The organism is Bacillus sp. FSL H8-0534, assembly GCF_038005885.1.
Classification (GTDB): domain Bacteria; phylum Bacillota; class Bacilli; order Bacillales; family Bacillaceae_G; genus Bacillus_A; species Bacillus_A pseudomycoides.
Genome location: NZ_JBBOUC010000001.1, coordinates 3,096,446 through 3,111,786 on the forward strand (window position 1 = coordinate 3,096,446; position 15,341 = coordinate 3,111,786).

Here is a 15,341-nt window from a genome sequence, read left to right on the forward strand (position 1 = left end):
CGCTTCTACCTATGATCGGATTCTCTCTCCAGCCCAAAAAGGAAGGTTTTATGTCAGTTTTTCAATTTATATTTATATACATACTATTCAATTACACTTCTCCTTACAGATACGGGATAACTTTCACACATCCAATCCACTCTAAAGAAAAAGGAAGGGTGATTACATATGAAAAATACCGCATTGCTCATTATTGACATGATTAACGACTTCCAATTCTCGCATGGACCAACCCTTGCACAAAAATGTCAAATAATTATAGAGCCTATTTTACACTTAAAACGAACAATGAAAATGAATGGTTATCCTGTTATTTATATTAACGATCATTATCAACTATGGAGAGCTGATATCGATCAACTTATTACTCATTGTACAAATGATTATAGCAAAAATATTATACAAGCAATCGCTCCCAGGGCAGATGATTATGTGTTTATTAAACCACATTATTCAGCATTTTATGAAACTCCCTTAAATTCTTTATTAGGACATTTAAAAGTTGAAAAACTTATCATAACAGGGATTGCAGGAAACATCTGCATTCTTTTTACAGCCAATGACGCTCATATGAGGAACTATACTCTATATGTACCTCAAGATTGCACTGCTTCTAACTCTGATCAAGATAATAAACACGCTTTAAAAATAATGGAAACAACATTAAAGGCAAATATTACACCCTCTTTTCAATTAAAACTTGAATAGCGTGCGTCGATTTTCCAACTTTTTATGACAAATTAGTCCGCTTGCTTCCCTCTTGTGCTACAATAATTCTGTTTTGTGCTTTGTATTTACAGGAAATTATGAATTGAAAGGAGGAAACAGCGTGACCGGAGTACCATTTATTACGGTTGAAGGACCTATCGGTGTTGGAAAAACTTCACTAGCGAAGGAAATTTCAGCTCACATGCAACTCCATTTATTAAAAGAGATTGTCGATGAAAATCCTTTCTTAGGGAAATTTTATGAAAATATTGAAGAATGGAGTTTTCAAACAGAAATGTTCTTTCTTTGCAATCGCTATAAACAATTGGAAGACATTAATATAAAATACTTGAATCAGCGTAAACCAGTGGTAGCAGATTATCATATACTTAAAAATTTAATTTTTGCATCTCGCTCATTAAAGGACGCTCAATATGACAAGTACATGCAAATTTATCGTATTCTTACGCAAGATATGCCCGTACCAAATGTCATTGTATATTTAACAGCAAGTCTAGAAACATTACAAAAACGAATTGCAATGCGTGGACGTGAATTTGAGAAAAACATGGATCCAAATTACTTACTACAGCTCACTAAAGATTATGAAACGGCAATGGATGCTTTTAAAAAGGACCATCCTGATATTCCAGTATTAAAATTCAATGGAGATAACATGGATTTCGTGAAGAACAGTGACGATCTAAATGTAATTTTATCCACTCTCCAAAATACACTCTTAAAGGGGACGAAATAGCAATGAATTTAAGGGAAAAGTATGATATACCAAATGATGCAGTAATTACAATTGCTGGTACAGTTGGCGTTGGTAAATCAACTATGACAACCACACTTGCCAATGCTTTAGGTTACCGAACATCATTTGAAAAAGTAGATTCAAATCCATATTTAGATAAGTTCTATGCTGATTTCACGCGCTGGAGCTTTCACTTACAAGTTTATTTTTTAGCAGAAAGATTTAAAGAACAAAAAAGAATTTTCGAATACGGCGGTGGCTTTGTACAGGATCGTTCTATCTATGAAGATACTGGCATTTTTGCGAAAATGCATCACGAAAAAGGAACAATGACAGAAACAGATTATGAAACATACAAAGGGTTATTCGATGCAATGGTTATGACACCTTACTTCCCGCACCCAGACTTATTAATCTATCTAGAAGGTTCTTTTGATGATATTGTCAGTCGTATTCAAGAACGCGGTCGCCCTATGGAACAACAAACTCCAATTGAGTATTGGCAAGAAATGCACGGACGTTATGAAAACTGGATTAATAACTTTAATTCATGTCCTGTCCTACGCTTAAATATTAATGAATACGATATTTTAAAAGATGAAGACTCAATTGAACCAATTATTAAGAAAATTGGTCATTTCTTAAAACAAACACGTAAGCTTGTAAAATAAAAAACCCGTGCGAATGCACGGGTTTTCCTATTAACTTACTTTTTCTTTTTCGTTGGAGCAATAATTTCGCTCTCTGGTTTCCCAGCATTAATACGCTGACGAACCGTACTTGTACTAATATCATATGTCTCAGCAATTTCTTTAACGGTCATTTCTTTTCCATTAATGATTGCTGTTAATACTTTACCAGTACGTTTTGGAGCTACTTCTTTTTTTGTAGTTTGTTTCGGTGCTTCTACTTTTCTCAATTCTTTCTTCGCATTACAAGTACAACCGCAAAGTTTACGGAATGTATCATCACTTATAATACGTGATACGTTTGCACCACTATTTAAAATTCTATTGTTCTTACAGACTGGACATTGTACATAGTATAAAGTTTTTCCATCTAAAGGAAACGTTTGTATAATAAGATCCATGTTGACTCCTTTCATATCTATGAAGATAATCATCGGAATATGAGTGTTTCATAAGGCGTTTTCCCGCCTTACATCATACTTTCTGATTGGTTTTAAAATAAAAACTCGTTACGTGTTGGTAACGAGTTCTCCAATCTCCACTTATATGCGCTGTTGTCAATTATATCTGGAGGAGGTAGAGGGATTCGAACCCCCGCGCGACTCTCGCCGCCTGTCGGTTTTCAAGACCGATCCCTTCAGCCAGACTTGGGTATACCTCCATATTGACATCAAATATAATATCAAAAGAAAAACAGTTAGTCAAGTACACTATAATAAATTATAGGAAAAGGAAAAAACAATCTCCTTTTCCTACATTTTTTTACTGACAACACTCATACCGATGAAAGTTTCAATTTATTTAATAACTGTTTTTCCTCCCATATAAGGGCGAAGAACTTCTGGAATTATAATTGTACCATCTTCTTGTTGATAGTTTTCTAAAACAGCTGCAACTGTACGTCCAATTGCAAGTCCAGATCCATTTAGTGTATGAACAGGTTCTGGTTTTGCATTCGGCTCACGACGGAAGCGAATATTCGCACGTCTTGCTTGGAATGCTTCGAAGTTACTACAAGAAGAAATCTCACGATACGTGCCATAGCTTGGAATCCATACTTCAATATCGTATTTCTTCGCTGCTGTAAATCCTAAATCTCCTGTACACATGCTCATAACACGATATGGTAGACCTAATAATTGTAACACGCGTTCCGCATCATTTGTTAATTTTTCTAATTCTTCATAAGAATCTTCTGGTTTAACAAATTTCACAAGCTCAACTTTATTAAATTGATGCTGACGGATTAAACCACGTGTATCGCGTCCAGCTGATCCTGCTTCAGAACGGAAACAAGAGCTAAATGCTGCATAACGAATTGGTAATTGCTCTGAACTTAAGATTTCGTCACGGTGCATGTTTGTTACAGGAACCTCAGCTGTAGGAATTAAGAAATAATCTTCACTCTCAATACGGAACGCATCTTCTTCAAACTTTGGAAGTTGTCCCGTTCCTGTCATACTTGCACGGTTTACCATATACGGAGGTAAAACTTCTTCATATCCATGTTCATCAGTATGAAGATCCAGCATAAAGCTAATTAAAGCACGTTCCAATCTTGCACCTGCACCTTTATAGAATACAAAGCGGCTTCCCGTTACTTTAGCAGCACGCTCAAAATCTAAAATTCCTAAATCAGTTGCAAGATCCCAGTGAGGTTTTGGTTCAAAGTTAAATTCTTTTACTTCTCCCCAAGTACGCGCTACCACGTTATCATCTTCTGTTTCGCCAATTGGTGCAGACTCATGTGGGATATTTGGAATAGAAAGCATTAATCTCTCTAAATCTTCTTCAACTATACGAAGTTCGTTATCAAAATCCTTTACCTTTTCCCCTACTTCACGCATCTCTAAAATTAATGCCTCTGCATCTTTCTTTTCGCGCTTTAACACAGAGATTTGTTGAGACACTTCATTACGTTTACTTTTCAATTCCTCTGTTTGAACAAGTAGCTCTCTTCTTCTTGTATCTAATTCTTCAAAACGACCGAAATCAGTTAAATCTTCACCTCTATGCTGTAACTTTGCTTTTACTTCTTCAAAATTCGCACGTAAAAATTTAATATCAAGCATTATATATTCCTCCTTTTATTTTATAAAACACAAAAACTCCCGTCCCTGTAAAAAGGGACGGGAGTTAACCCGCGTTGCCACCCTAGTTGAAAGCAATATTGCTTTCCTCTCAAGTAGAAATAACGACTCTTCACCGGAAATGTTTACTAATCATAAAGATATTCCACATTTCATTCCAGGATGGATTCACAAACTGTTTCTATCGGTTTCCACCAGCCACCGACTCTCTATAAGAAACAACATTTGTTACTACTTCCTATCAACACGTTTATTTTATAAAATTGTTACCATCAATTTACTATAATCTTACACAAGTTGCAAGTTACTTATACAACTTTTTTCATTTTCTCCTCTTTCACCATCTGTACAAAATATGCTGTAACACGATGGTCATCCGTTAACTCCGGATGGAAAGAAGCTGCTAAAAATGGTCCTTGTCTTACTGCTACCATTCGGTCATTGTGCATAGAAAGAATTTCTACGTTATCCCCTACACTTACAACGTATGGCGCACGAATAAATACACCAATAAAGTCTTCTCCTACACCTTTTATCGAAAGGGAAGCTTCGAAGCTATCCTTTTGGCGTCCAAACGCATTACGTTCAACTGTAATATCCATAGCACCGATGTGGGATTCTTCATAACCAATAAGATTGTTTGCAAGTAAAATCATACCTGCACACGTACCGAACATTGGTTTACCAGATTTCGCAAATTCACGAAGTGCCCCCATAAAATCGTACTTATCAATAAGACGGCGCATTGTTGTACTTTCACCGCCTGGCAAAATAAGACCATCAATTTCTTCAAGTTGCTCCACACGCTTTACAATTACAGCATCTGCACCACTTGCTTCAACTGCCTTTACATGTTCGCGAACAGCTCCTTGAAGACCTAATACACCGACTTTAACCATTTGAAAATCTCCTTTAATTACCAACCGCGTTCTTGCATGCGTTGTTCTGGTAATAATGTTGAAATTTCGACACCTTTCATTGCAGTACCTAATCCTTTAGAAAGGCTTGCAATTAGCTCATAATCTTCGTAATGTGTCGTTGCTTCAACAATAGCACGTGCAAATTTTTCTGGGTTTTCTGATTTGAAAATACCAGATCCTACGAACACACCATCTGCACCAAGTTGCATCATTAATGCAGCATCTGCCGGCGTTGCTACACCACCTGCTGCAAAGTTTACAACTGGTAGGCGACCAAGACGTTTGATTTCAAGTAATACTTCATAAGGAGCTCCAGTATTTTTTGCATATGTCATTAATTCGTCTTCACGTAGGCTTACAACTTGATGGATTTCTGCGTTTACTTGACGCATATGACGTACTGCTTCTACAATGTTCCCTGTTCCAGGCTCGCCTTTTGTACGAAGCATAGATGCACCTTCCGCAATACGACGAGCTGCTTCTCCAATATCACGACATCCACATACAAATGGAACAGTGTAATCACGTTTATTTAAATGATATACTTCATCAGCTGGAGTTAATACTTCACTCTCATCAATGTAGTCTACCCCTAATGATTCCAGTACACGTGCTTCCACGAGGTGACCAATACGGCATTTTGCCATAACTGGAATTGATACAGCACCCATAACTTCTTCAACAATTGTTGGATCTGCCATACGTGCAACGCCACCTGCTGCACGAATATCTGCAGGAACGCGCTCTAGTGCCATAACAGCAACTGCGCCCGCTTCCTCTGCAATTCTTGCTTGCTCAGCGTTAACTACGTCCATGATAACGCCGCCTTTTTGCATTTCTGCCATTCCACGTTTTACACGTTCTGTCCCTGTTACATTTGTCATGTACAAAAACCTCCCTAGGTGAATTGCTTTTCCCCATTAACGGCGAAAATTGAGAATACTCTTACATTCTACCACTAACTATTAGAGGCTTGTCCACTACTTTTTCATAAAGTCGGTATGAAAAATAGGAATAAAAAAAGCTCCTACAACGAGGAGCTCTTAAAACCAACCTTTTACTGTATCAACAGCACTGTTCCAAATACCACTAAAGAAAGAACCGATACCACGCATAGAACGTACAAACCAGTTTGCCTTTTCTACTTCTGATTTTGTAATAAGATCTACTTGTAATGATTTACCTGATAGGAATCCAGGATCATTATTATCTTTAGGTGATATAATCATTTGACCAAGTGTTGTACCTTTTTTAATTGGTGCTTCTTTATCTTTACTTACGTCTTTAAATTCTGTTTTATAGACGTCTTTACTTCCTTTTAACATCGGAAGCGCAATTGCTTGTTTAGTCTGAATTGTTACATCTTTATCTTTCGCATTTTCTACTCGTACAGTTTCATGTCCTTTTACCGCAGATCCTTTTGGATATACCTTTTTCACTTCAAAGTTTGTAAAACCGTAATCAAACAATTTCTTTGTTTCGTCAAAACGTGCTGTATGAGAATTTGTTTTAATAACGACAGAAATTAAACGCATACCATTTCTTTCAGCTGTACCTGTAAAACAATCTCCAGCTTCTGGAGTAGATCCTGTTTTCAAACCATCTACACCTTCATATTCCTTAACTAATCCTTTTAGCATCCAATTCCAGTTATCCATTTTAACAGGATATTTTCCACCTTCTTGGAATACTTTTTTCGGAATTTTAGCTGTTTCTAATACTTTGGGAAAATCTTGAATAAGATGTTGTGCTAAAATTGCACAATCTCTAGCAGACATTTTATTTTCCTCGTCTGGAGTTGTACCTTCAGGTTGTTGTCCTTTTAAATCATGATTTGTTAAGCCAGTAGAGTTTACGAATTTATAATTCTTCAATCCAAGCTCTTTTGCTTTATCATTCATCATTTTTACGAAATCTGCTTCTTTACCTGCAATTGCTTCAGCTAAAGCAATTGTTGCTCCGTTTGCAGAATAAATTGCCATCGCTTCATATAGCTCTTTTACCGTGTAAGAGCCACCATTTTCTAATGGAACGTTTGATAATGAGCGATCTTGTGAAATCATATGTGCGTATTCAGAAACTTTTACCTTTTGGTCCCACTTAAGTTTTCCTTTAGCCACCGCTTCATTAACTAAGTATTCACTCATCATTTTTGTCATACTAGCAATCGCTAATAATTCATCTGCATTTTTTTGATATAAAATTTTTCCAGAATCTGCTTCTACTAAAATTGCTGCTCCTGCTTCAACATTTAAAGCAGCACCTGTTTCTGCCGATGCACTACCATATGTAACAAACATGCTACAAAATAGTGTAAGCACTGTTACCATTGCAATAAATCGCTTGCAAAACATACCTTTCACTTTTGTTACCCCCAATATCTTTGTACTCACATAACCGTTATTCTAACATAATCAAAAAAAAATAGACAGAGATATCAAATCTCCATCTATTTACATATAAGACATTATAAAGAGTAATTTGGTGCCTCTTTTGTAATTTGTACGTGATGTGGGTGACTTTCACGTAAACCAGCACCTGACATACGAATAAATTGTGCATTCTCACGTAAGAATTCTAAGTCATTTGCTCCGCAATACCCCATACCTGCACGTAAACCACCAACTAATTGGTGAACTGTATCAGCTAAAGGTCCTTTATATGGCACACGGCCTTCGATACCTTCTGGAACAAGTTTTTTATTACCTTCTTGGAAGTAACGATCTTTACTTCCTTTTTCCATTGCTCCAACAGAGCCCATACCACGATACACTTTAAATTGGCGACCTTGGTAAATTTCAGTTTCTCCTGGACTTTCAGCTACACCAGCAAACATACTACCAAGCATTACAACGTGTGCTCCTGCTGCTAAAGCTTTTACCATATCACCAGAGTATTTAATACCACCATCAGCAATGACTGGAATACCGTGCTTACGAGCTTCTGTCGCACAATCATATACAGCTGTTAATTGTGGTACACCAACACCAGCTACAACGCGTGTTGTACAAATAGAACCTGGTCCAATACCAACTTTGATAACATTTGCACCTGCTTCAATTAATGCGCGTGTCGCTTCAGCTGTGGCAACGTTACCTGCAATAATATTTAGTGTTGGGTACTTCGCACGAACTTCTTTCACCTTCTCAATGACACCTTGAGAATGTCCATGAGCTGTATCAAGTACAATTACGTCTACGTTTGCTTTTACTAATGCATCGATACGAAGAATAGCGTCTGCAGTTACACCAACTGCTGCTCCAACTAACAAACGACCTTGCTTGTCTTTTGCTGAGTTTGGAAACTCAATTACTTTTTCAATATCTTTAATTGTGATAAGCCCTTGTAATACACCGTTATTATCAACAAGAGGGAGCTTTTCAATTTTATATTTCTGTAGGATCTTTTCAGCTTCTTCTAGCGTAGTGCCAACTGGAGCTGTAATCAACTTTTCTTTTGTCATTACATCGGAAATTTTAATAGAGTAGTCTTGAATAAAACGCATATCACGGTTTGTAATAATACCAACTAATTTTTGCTCTTCTAAGTTATTTACAATTGGTACACCTGAGATACGATATTTTCCCATAAGATGCTCTGCATCATATACTTGATGATCTGGAGTTAAAAAGAAAGGATCTGAAATAACGCCGCTTTCAGAGCGTTTTACTTTATCAACCTGTTCAGCTTGTTGCTCGATAGACATATTCTTATGAATAACTCCTAAACCACCTTGACGTGCCATTGCAATAGCCATATCAGCTTCTGTTACTGTATCCATTCCTGCGCTAATTAAAGGAATGTTTAACTGCAAGCTTTCAGATAGAACTGTCTTAACACTTACTTCTCTTGGCAATACATCTGACTTCGCTGGTACAAGTAATACATCATCGAATGTCAAACCTTCTTTAACAAATTTAGATTCCCACATAATTGTTCCCCCCATGATACCAGAAATTATTATTAGTAGCTTAACAATTGGTTAAAATACTGTCAAGAAAGTGCGTAAATGTTAGAATTTTTAGATAATAAAAGGAGCGTAATATATGCATCATACATCTCATACTTGGCAGCAATTAAGTTTCTTTTTTTCATCCCAACATGTACAGCGTTATCTTGCCCGCTGTTATGAAAAATTACCTATTGAAAACGCTGAAAAAAAAAGCTTCGAAAATTGTTACCCTTTTATTTATTACTTAGAGCACGGAAAAAGTTATTATGAATTATGTAAAACTGCACCTTTTTCAATCCAACCTATGCTGTTATTTTATGGAATGAGTCAACTTTTAAAAGCGTGCTTATTAACTGTTGATCCTAACTATCCAGAAACAACAACAGTTTTGGCACATGGAGTAACAACACGTAAACGAAAAAAACAAGGATATCAGTTTTTAGAGGATGAGGTTAAAGTGCAGAAGAATGGATTATTCACCCATGTTGCAGAACGGATGTTTCACATGAAACACTTGGAGGCCGAGAAATTTATTATGTTAGAACTAATGGGGAAAATCCCCGAATTAGAAACCTTATTCCAGTATAGTCAAAAAGAGAAAATGTTATATAAGGTTCATACGGTAGACGAACATCATATTTCATTTTCTCCCAACATACTTGATCGTCTACATATGACGAAAGAGCGTTTTTCTCGTTACATAGAAACATCTTGTAAACATCTCAGTATACAGTACACACCAAGTGAAACCTTTGAATCTGATCTACTATTCTCAGCTTCCACTAAAACATGGAACCCTTTGTACAGTACACCTTTATCTTTTGATTGCAATACCAGCACTTACTATTTGCCAATAACTAAAGACGTAAGAAGTTGTAAATTATTCTTACCAGAACCACTCATACATTATTTATTGCTCTACAATTTAAGCATGATTTCTCGCTACGAGACCGACTGGTGGTACGACCTATTAGGAAGCTATGCCTCCGAAGATTACCCATTTATTTATCAATTTTTAGGAATCTCTACAAAGAAAATCCCTTACTATGTTTTACTGTTTTTACTAGGTCAACAATTCCCTATTTCTTAGGAAATAAAAAAGCACGAGTCAAATGACTCGTGCTTTAATTGCTTGGCGACGTCCTACTCTCACAGGGACAAGGTCCCAACTACCATCGGCGCTAGAGAGCTTAACTTCCGTGTTCGGTATGGGAACGGGTGTGACCTCTCTGCCATCATCACCAAACTATTGAAGGTATATTCCTTCAAAACTAGATAACATTTGCTTCATATTATATGGTTAAGTCCTCGATCTATTAGTATTCGTCAGCTCCACATGTCACCATGCTTCCACCTCGAACCTATCAACCTGATCATCTTTCAGGGATCTTACTAGCTTACGCTATGGGAAATCTCATCTTGAGGGGGGCTTCATGCTTAGATGCTTTCAGCACTTATCCCTTCCGCACATAGCTACCCAGCTATGCCCTTGGCAGAACAACTGGTACACCAGCGGTGCGTCCATCCCGGTCCTCTCGTACTAAGGACAGCTCCTCTCAAATTTCCTACGCCCACGACGGATAGGGACCGAACTGTCTCACGACGTTCTGAACCCAGCTCGCGTACCGCTTTAATGGGCGAACAGCCCAACCCTTGGGACCGACTACAGCCCCAGGATGCGATGAGCCGACATCGAGGTGCCAAACCTCCCCGTCGATGTGGACTCTTGGGGGAGATAAGCCTGTTATCCCCGGGGTAGCTTTTATCCGTTGAGCGATGGCCCTTCCATGCGGAACCACCGGATCACTAAGCCCGACTTTCGTCCCTGCTCGACTTGTAGGTCTCGCAGTCAAGCTCCCTTATGCCTTTGCACTCTACGAATGATTTCCAACCATTCTGAGGGAACCTTTGGGCGCCTCCGTTACACTTTAGGAGGCGACCGCCCCAGTCAAACTGCCCACCTGACACTGTCTCCCGGGTCGATAAGACCCGTAGGTTAGAATTTCAATACAGTCAGGGCGGTATCCCACCAGCGCCTCCACCGAAGCTAGCGCTCCGGCTTCAAAGGCTCCCGCCTATCCTGTACAAACTGTACCAAAATTCAATATCAGGCTACAGTAAAGCTCCACGGGGTCTTTCCGTCCTGTCGCGGGTAACCTGCATCTTCACAGGTACTATAATTTCACCGAGTCTCTGGTTGAGACAGTGCCCAAATCGTTACACCTTTCGTGCGGGTCGGAACTTACCCGACAAGGAATTTCGCTACCTTAGGACCGTTATAGTTACGGCCGCCGTTTACTGGGGCTTCAGTTCAGAGCTTCGCTTACGCTAACCCCTCTCCTTAACCTTCCAGCACCGGGCAGGTGTCAGCCCCTATACTTCGCCTTACGGCTTCGCAGAGACCTGTGTTTTTGCTAAACAGTCGCTTGGGCCTATTCACTGCGGCTTTCCGTTAAGAAAGCACCCCTTCTCCCGAAGTTACGGGGTCATTTTGCCGAGTTCCTTAACCAGAGTTCTCTCGCACACCTTAGGATTCTCTCCTCGCCTACCTGTGTCGGTTTGCGGTACAGGCACCTTTTATCTCGCTAGAAGCTTTTCTTGGCAGCGGGGAATCAAAGACTTCGCTCCATAAGGAGCTTCCCCATCACAGCTCAGCCTTCACGATAAGCGGATTTGCCTACTTATCAGCCTAACTGCTTGGACGTGCACAACCAATCGCACGCTTCTTCTATCCTTCTGCGTCCCTCCATTGCTCAAACGATAAAGAGGTGGTACAGGAATATCAACCTGTTGTCCATCGCCTACGCCTGTCGGCCTCGGCTTAGGTCCTGACTAACCCTGAGCGGACGAGCCTTCCTCAGGAAACCTTAGGCATTCGGTGGACGGGATTCTCACCCGTCTTTCGCTACTCATACCGGCATTCTCACTTCTAAGCGCTCCACCAGTCCTTACGGTCTGACTTCACTGCCCTTAGAACGCTCCCCTACCACTGATACCATAGGTATCAATTCGCAGCTTCGGTGGTGTATTTAGCCCCGGTACATTTTCGGCGCAGAGTCACTCGACTAGTGAGCTATTACGCACTCTTTAAATGGTGGCTGCTTCTAAGCCAACATCCTAGTTGTCTAAGCAACTCCACATCCTTTTCCACTTAATACACACTTTGGGACCTTAGCTGGCGATCTGGGCTGTTTCCCTCTTGACTACGGATCTTATCACTCGCAGTCTGACTCCTAAGGATAAGTCATTGGCATTCGGAGTTTGACTGAATTCGGTAATCCGATGAGGACCCCTAGTTCAATCAGTGCTCTACCTCCAAGACTCTTACACTTAAGGCTAGCCCTAAAGCTATTTCGGGGAGAACCAGCTATCTCCAGGTTCGATTGGAATTTCTCCGCTACCCACACCTCATCCCCGCACTTTTCAACGTGCGTGGGTTCGGGCCTCCATTCAGTGTTACCTGAACTTCACCCTGGACATGGGTAGATCACCTGGTTTCGGGTCTACGACCACGTACTAAACGCCCTATTCAGACTCGCTTTCGCTACGGCTCCGCCTCTTCAGCTTAACCTCGCACGGGATCGTAACTCGCCGGTTCATTCTACAAAAGGCACGCCATCACCCATTAACGGGCTCTGACTATTTGTAGGCACACGGTTTCAGGATCTCTTTCACTCCCCTTCCGGGGTGCTTTTCACCTTTCCCTCACGGTACTGGTTCACTATCGATCACTAGGTAGTATTTAGCCTTGGGAGATGGTCCTCCCAGATTCCGACGGAATTTCACGTGTTCCGCCGTACTCAGGATACATTCAAGAGAGAACGAAGTTTCGACTACGGGGTTGTTACCCTCTGTGACGAGCCTTTCCAGGCTGCTTCGTCTACCTCGTTCCTTTGTAACTCCGTATAGAATGTCCTACAACCCCAAGAGGCAAGCCTCTTGGTTTGGGCTAGATTCCGTTTCGCTCGCCGCTACTCAGGAAATCGCATTTGCTTTCTCTTCCTCCAGGTACTTAGATGTTTCAGTTCCCTGGGTCTGTCTTCCTTACCCTATGTATTCAGGTAAGGATACCATACCATTACGTATGGTGGGTTTCCCCATTCGGAAATCTTCGGATCAAAGCTTACTTACAGCTCCCCGAAGCATATCGGCGTTAGTCCCGTCCTTCATCGACTCCTAGTGTCAAGGCATCCACCGTGCGCCCTTTCTAACTTAACCAAACTAAAATTAAAAAAAATATGAGCTACACTGTTATCTAGTTTTCAAAGAACATACCATGCTATGTAAAATAGCGTTTTGGTGGAGCCTAGCGGGATCGAACCGCTGACCTCCTGCGTGCAAGGCAGGCGCTCTCCCAGCTGAGCTAAGGCCCCAAATTGTATGGTGGGCCTAAATGGACTCGAACCATCGACCTCACGCTTATCAGGCGTGCGCTCTAACCAGCTGAGCTATAGGCCCATACAAATTGCAGAATTATTTTATATCATATTATCTTTTAAGAGTCAATACGTTTATTGAACTCTCAAAACTAAACGAAAACAAAACACGGAAACTTATATTGATGAACAGCGTTCATCAATTCTCCATAGAAAGGAGGTGATCCAGCCGCACCTTCCGATACGGCTACCTTGTTACGACTTCACCCCAATCATCTGTCCCACCTTAGGCGGCTGGCTCCAAAAAGGTTACCCCACCGACTTCGGGTGTTACAAACTCTCGTGGTGTGACGGGCGGTGTGTACAAGGCCCGGGAACGTATTCACCGCGGCATGCTGATCCGCGATTACTAGCGATTCCAGCTTCATGTAGGCGAGTTGCAGCCTACAATCCGAACTGAGAACGGTTTTATGAGATTAGCTCCACCTCGCGGTCTTGCAGCTCTTTGTACCGTCCATTGTAGCACGTGTGTAGCCCAGGTCATAAGGGGCATGATGATTTGACGTCATCCCCACCTTCCTCCGGTTTGTCACCGGCAGTCACCTTAGAGTGCCCAACTTAATGATGGCAACTAAGATCAAGGGTTGCGCTCGTTGCGGGACTTAACCCAACATCTCACGACACGAGCTGACGACAACCATGCACCACCTGTCACTCTGCCCCCGAAGGGGAAGCCCTATCTCTAGGGTTGTCAGAGGATGTCAAGACCTGGTAAGGTTCTTCGCGTTGCTTCGAATTAAACCACATGCTCCACCGCTTGTGCGGGCCCCCGTCAATTCCTTTGAGTTTCAGCCTTGCGGCCGTACTCCCCAGGCGGAGTGCTTAATGCGTTAACTTCAGCACTAAAGGGCGGAAACCCTCTAACACTTAGCACTCATCGTTTACGGCGTGGACTACCAGGGTATCTAATCCTGTTTGCTCCCCACGCTTTCGCGCCTCAGTGTCAGTTACAGACCAGAAAGTCGCCTTCGCCACTGGTGTTCCTCCATATCTCTACGCATTTCACCGCTACACATGGAATTCCACTTTCCTCTTCTGCACTCAAGTCTCCCAGTTTCCAATGACCCTCCACGGTTGAGCCGTGGGCTTTCACATCAGACTTAAGAAACCACCTGCGCGCGCTTTACGCCCAATAATTCCGGATAACGCTTGCCACCTACGTATTACCGCGGCTGCTGGCACGTAGTTAGCCGTGGCTTTCTGGTTAGGTACCGTCAAGGTGCCAGCTTATTCAACTAGCACTTGTTCTTCCCTAACAACAGAGTTTTACGACCCGAAAGCCTTCATCACTCACGCGGCGTTGCTCCGTCAGACTTTCGTCCATTGCGGAAGATTCCCTACTGCTGCCTCCCGTAGGAGTCTGGGCCGTGTCTCAGTCCCAGTGTGGCCGATCACCCTCTCAGGTCGGCTACGCATCGTTGCCTTGGTGAGCCGTTACCTCACCAACTAGCTAATGCGACGCGGGTCCATCCATAAGTGACAGCCGAAGCCGCCTTTGAATTTCGCACCATGCGGTGCAAAATGTTATCCGGTATTAGCCCCGGTTTCCCGGAGTTATCCCAGTCTTATGGGCAGGTTACCCACGTGTTACTCACCCGTCCGCCGCTAACTTCATAAGAGCAAGCTCTTAATCCATTCGCTCGACTTGCATGTATTAGGCACGCCGCCAGCGTTCATCCTGAGCCAGGATCAAACTCTCCAATAAAGTTAGTTTGTCTAGCATCTAAAATAAAAATTGACGTTTCACGTTGTTTGTTTCGTTTAGTTTTCAAAGTTCAACATCGCGTTT

General features: G+C 41.3%; 10 protein-coding genes, 3 tRNA genes, 3 rRNA genes and 1 other annotated feature. Of the genes, 4 read left to right on the forward strand and 12 right to left on the reverse strand.

Annotated elements, in window-relative coordinates:
* Window positions 1-168 precede the first annotated feature (168 nt).
* The 3 genes from MHH71_RS15905 (at window position 169) to MHH71_RS15915 (ending at window position 2,136) form a co-directional block, all read left to right on the forward strand.
* Window positions 169-708: an isochorismatase family cysteine hydrolase gene (locus tag MHH71_RS15905; protein ID WP_006093064.1), complete on the forward strand. Its 540-nt coding sequence runs from the start codon at window positions 169-171 to the stop codon at window positions 706-708.
* 121 nt (window positions 709-829) lie between these two features.
* The gene (locus tag MHH71_RS15910; protein ID WP_006093065.1) at window positions 830-1,465 is read left to right on the forward strand and encodes a deoxynucleoside kinase; all 636 of its coding nucleotides are present in this window, start codon (window positions 830-832) and stop codon (window positions 1,463-1,465) included.
* A 2-nt stretch (window positions 1,466-1,467) separates the two neighbouring features.
* A complete protein-coding gene (locus MHH71_RS15915; RefSeq protein ID WP_003194179.1) occupies window positions 1,468-2,136 on the forward strand; it encodes a deoxynucleoside kinase in 669 nt (222 codons plus the stop codon).
* 35 nt (window positions 2,137-2,171) lie between these two features.
* Here MHH71_RS15915 and MHH71_RS15920 read toward each other — a convergent pair whose 3' ends face one another.
* From MHH71_RS15920 to guaB, 7 genes are all read right to left on the reverse strand, one after another.
* Entirely contained in the window at window positions 2,172-2,555 is a 384-nt protein-coding gene (locus MHH71_RS15920; RefSeq protein ID WP_033798547.1) for a DUF3797 domain-containing protein, read from the reverse strand.
* A 167-nt stretch (window positions 2,556-2,722) separates the two neighbouring features.
* Window positions 2,723-2,815: transfer RNA gene (locus tag MHH71_RS15925), tRNA-Ser, on the reverse strand.
* 136 nt (window positions 2,816-2,951) lie between these two features.
* Window positions 2,952-4,226, reverse strand: coding sequence for a serine--tRNA ligase (serS, locus tag MHH71_RS15930; RefSeq protein ID WP_003194183.1), 1,275 nt, complete (start codon window positions 4,224-4,226; stop codon window positions 2,952-2,954).
* 50 nt (window positions 4,227-4,276) lie between these two features.
* Window positions 4,277-4,498 (reverse strand) — a binding site (T-box leader).
* Window positions 4,499-4,552: 54 nt separating this feature from the next.
* A complete protein-coding gene (gene pdxT, locus MHH71_RS15935; protein WP_003194184.1) occupies window positions 4,553-5,143 on the reverse strand; it encodes a pyridoxal 5'-phosphate synthase glutaminase subunit PdxT in 591 nt (196 codons plus the stop codon).
* 17 nt (window positions 5,144-5,160) lie between these two features.
* A complete protein-coding gene (pdxS, locus tag MHH71_RS15940) occupies window positions 5,161-6,048 on the reverse strand; it encodes a pyridoxal 5'-phosphate synthase lyase subunit PdxS (protein ID WP_003194186.1) in 888 nt (295 codons plus the stop codon).
* A gap of 159 nt (window positions 6,049-6,207) precedes the next feature.
* Window positions 6,208-7,527 carry a serine hydrolase gene (locus MHH71_RS15945; protein WP_018767813.1) on the reverse strand — a complete coding sequence of 440 codons (1,320 nt, stop codon included), beginning with the start codon at window positions 7,525-7,527 and terminating at the stop codon, window positions 6,208-6,210.
* 104 nt (window positions 7,528-7,631) lie between these two features.
* Window positions 7,632-9,095 (reverse strand): IMP dehydrogenase, encoded by a 1,464-nt coding sequence (gene guaB, locus MHH71_RS15950; RefSeq protein WP_018783552.1) that lies wholly within the window; start codon window positions 9,093-9,095, stop codon window positions 7,632-7,634.
* A gap of 115 nt (window positions 9,096-9,210) precedes the next feature.
* On the opposite strand from guaB, the gene MHH71_RS15955 reads away from it, so the two are divergent.
* The gene (locus tag MHH71_RS15955; protein ID WP_006093068.1) at window positions 9,211-10,206 is read left to right on the forward strand and encodes a YaaC family protein; all 996 of its coding nucleotides are present in this window, start codon (window positions 9,211-9,213) and stop codon (window positions 10,204-10,206) included.
* 40 nt (window positions 10,207-10,246) lie between these two features.
* Here the strand turns inward: MHH71_RS15955 and rrf are convergent.
* The 5 genes from rrf to MHH71_RS15980 all read right to left on the reverse strand — a co-directional run bounded on the left by rrf (window position 10,247) and on the right by MHH71_RS15980 (window position 15,257).
* Window positions 10,247-10,362 (reverse strand): 5S ribosomal RNA (rrf, locus tag MHH71_RS15960).
* 50 nt (window positions 10,363-10,412) lie between these two features.
* Window positions 10,413-13,334, reverse strand: a 23S ribosomal RNA gene (locus MHH71_RS15965).
* Window positions 13,335-13,413: 79 nt separating this feature from the next.
* Window positions 13,414-13,489, reverse strand: a tRNA-Ala gene (locus MHH71_RS15970).
* An 8-nt stretch (window positions 13,490-13,497) separates the two neighbouring features.
* A tRNA-Ile gene (locus MHH71_RS15975) sits at window positions 13,498-13,574 on the reverse strand.
* 131 nt (window positions 13,575-13,705) lie between these two features.
* Window positions 13,706-15,257 (reverse strand): 16S ribosomal RNA (locus MHH71_RS15980).
* The 16S, 23S and 5S rRNA genes sit together here with 2 tRNA genes alongside, the layout of an rRNA operon.
* Window positions 15,258-15,341: the final 84 nt, after the last annotated feature.

Excerpts from the sequence above, each read along its gene's own strand:
- MHH71_RS15905 (WP_006093064.1), top strand. The coding sequence starts at position 169 with ATGAAAAATACCGCATTGCTCATTATTGACATGATTAACGACTTCCAA.
- MHH71_RS15915 (WP_003194179.1), top strand. The coding sequence starts at position 1,468 with ATGAATTTAAGGGAAAAGTATGATATACCAAATGATGCAGTAATTACA.
- MHH71_RS15920 (WP_033798547.1), bottom strand. The coding sequence starts at position 2,555 with ATGGATCTTATTATACAAACGTTTCCTTTAGATGGAAAAACTTTATAC.
- serS (WP_003194183.1), bottom strand. The coding sequence starts at position 4,226 with ATGCTTGATATTAAATTTTTACGTGCGAATTTTGAAGAAGTAAAAGCA.
- pdxT (WP_003194184.1), bottom strand. The coding sequence starts at position 5,143 with ATGGTTAAAGTCGGTGTATTAGGTCTTCAAGGAGCTGTTCGCGAACAT.
- pdxS (WP_003194186.1), bottom strand. The coding sequence starts at position 6,048 with ATGACAAATGTAACAGGGACAGAACGTGTAAAACGTGGAATGGCAGAA.
- guaB (WP_018783552.1), bottom strand. The coding sequence starts at position 9,095 with ATGTGGGAATCTAAATTTGTTAAAGAAGGTTTGACATTCGATGATGTA.
- MHH71_RS15955 (WP_006093068.1), top strand. The coding sequence starts at position 9,211 with ATGCATCATACATCTCATACTTGGCAGCAATTAAGTTTCTTTTTTTCA.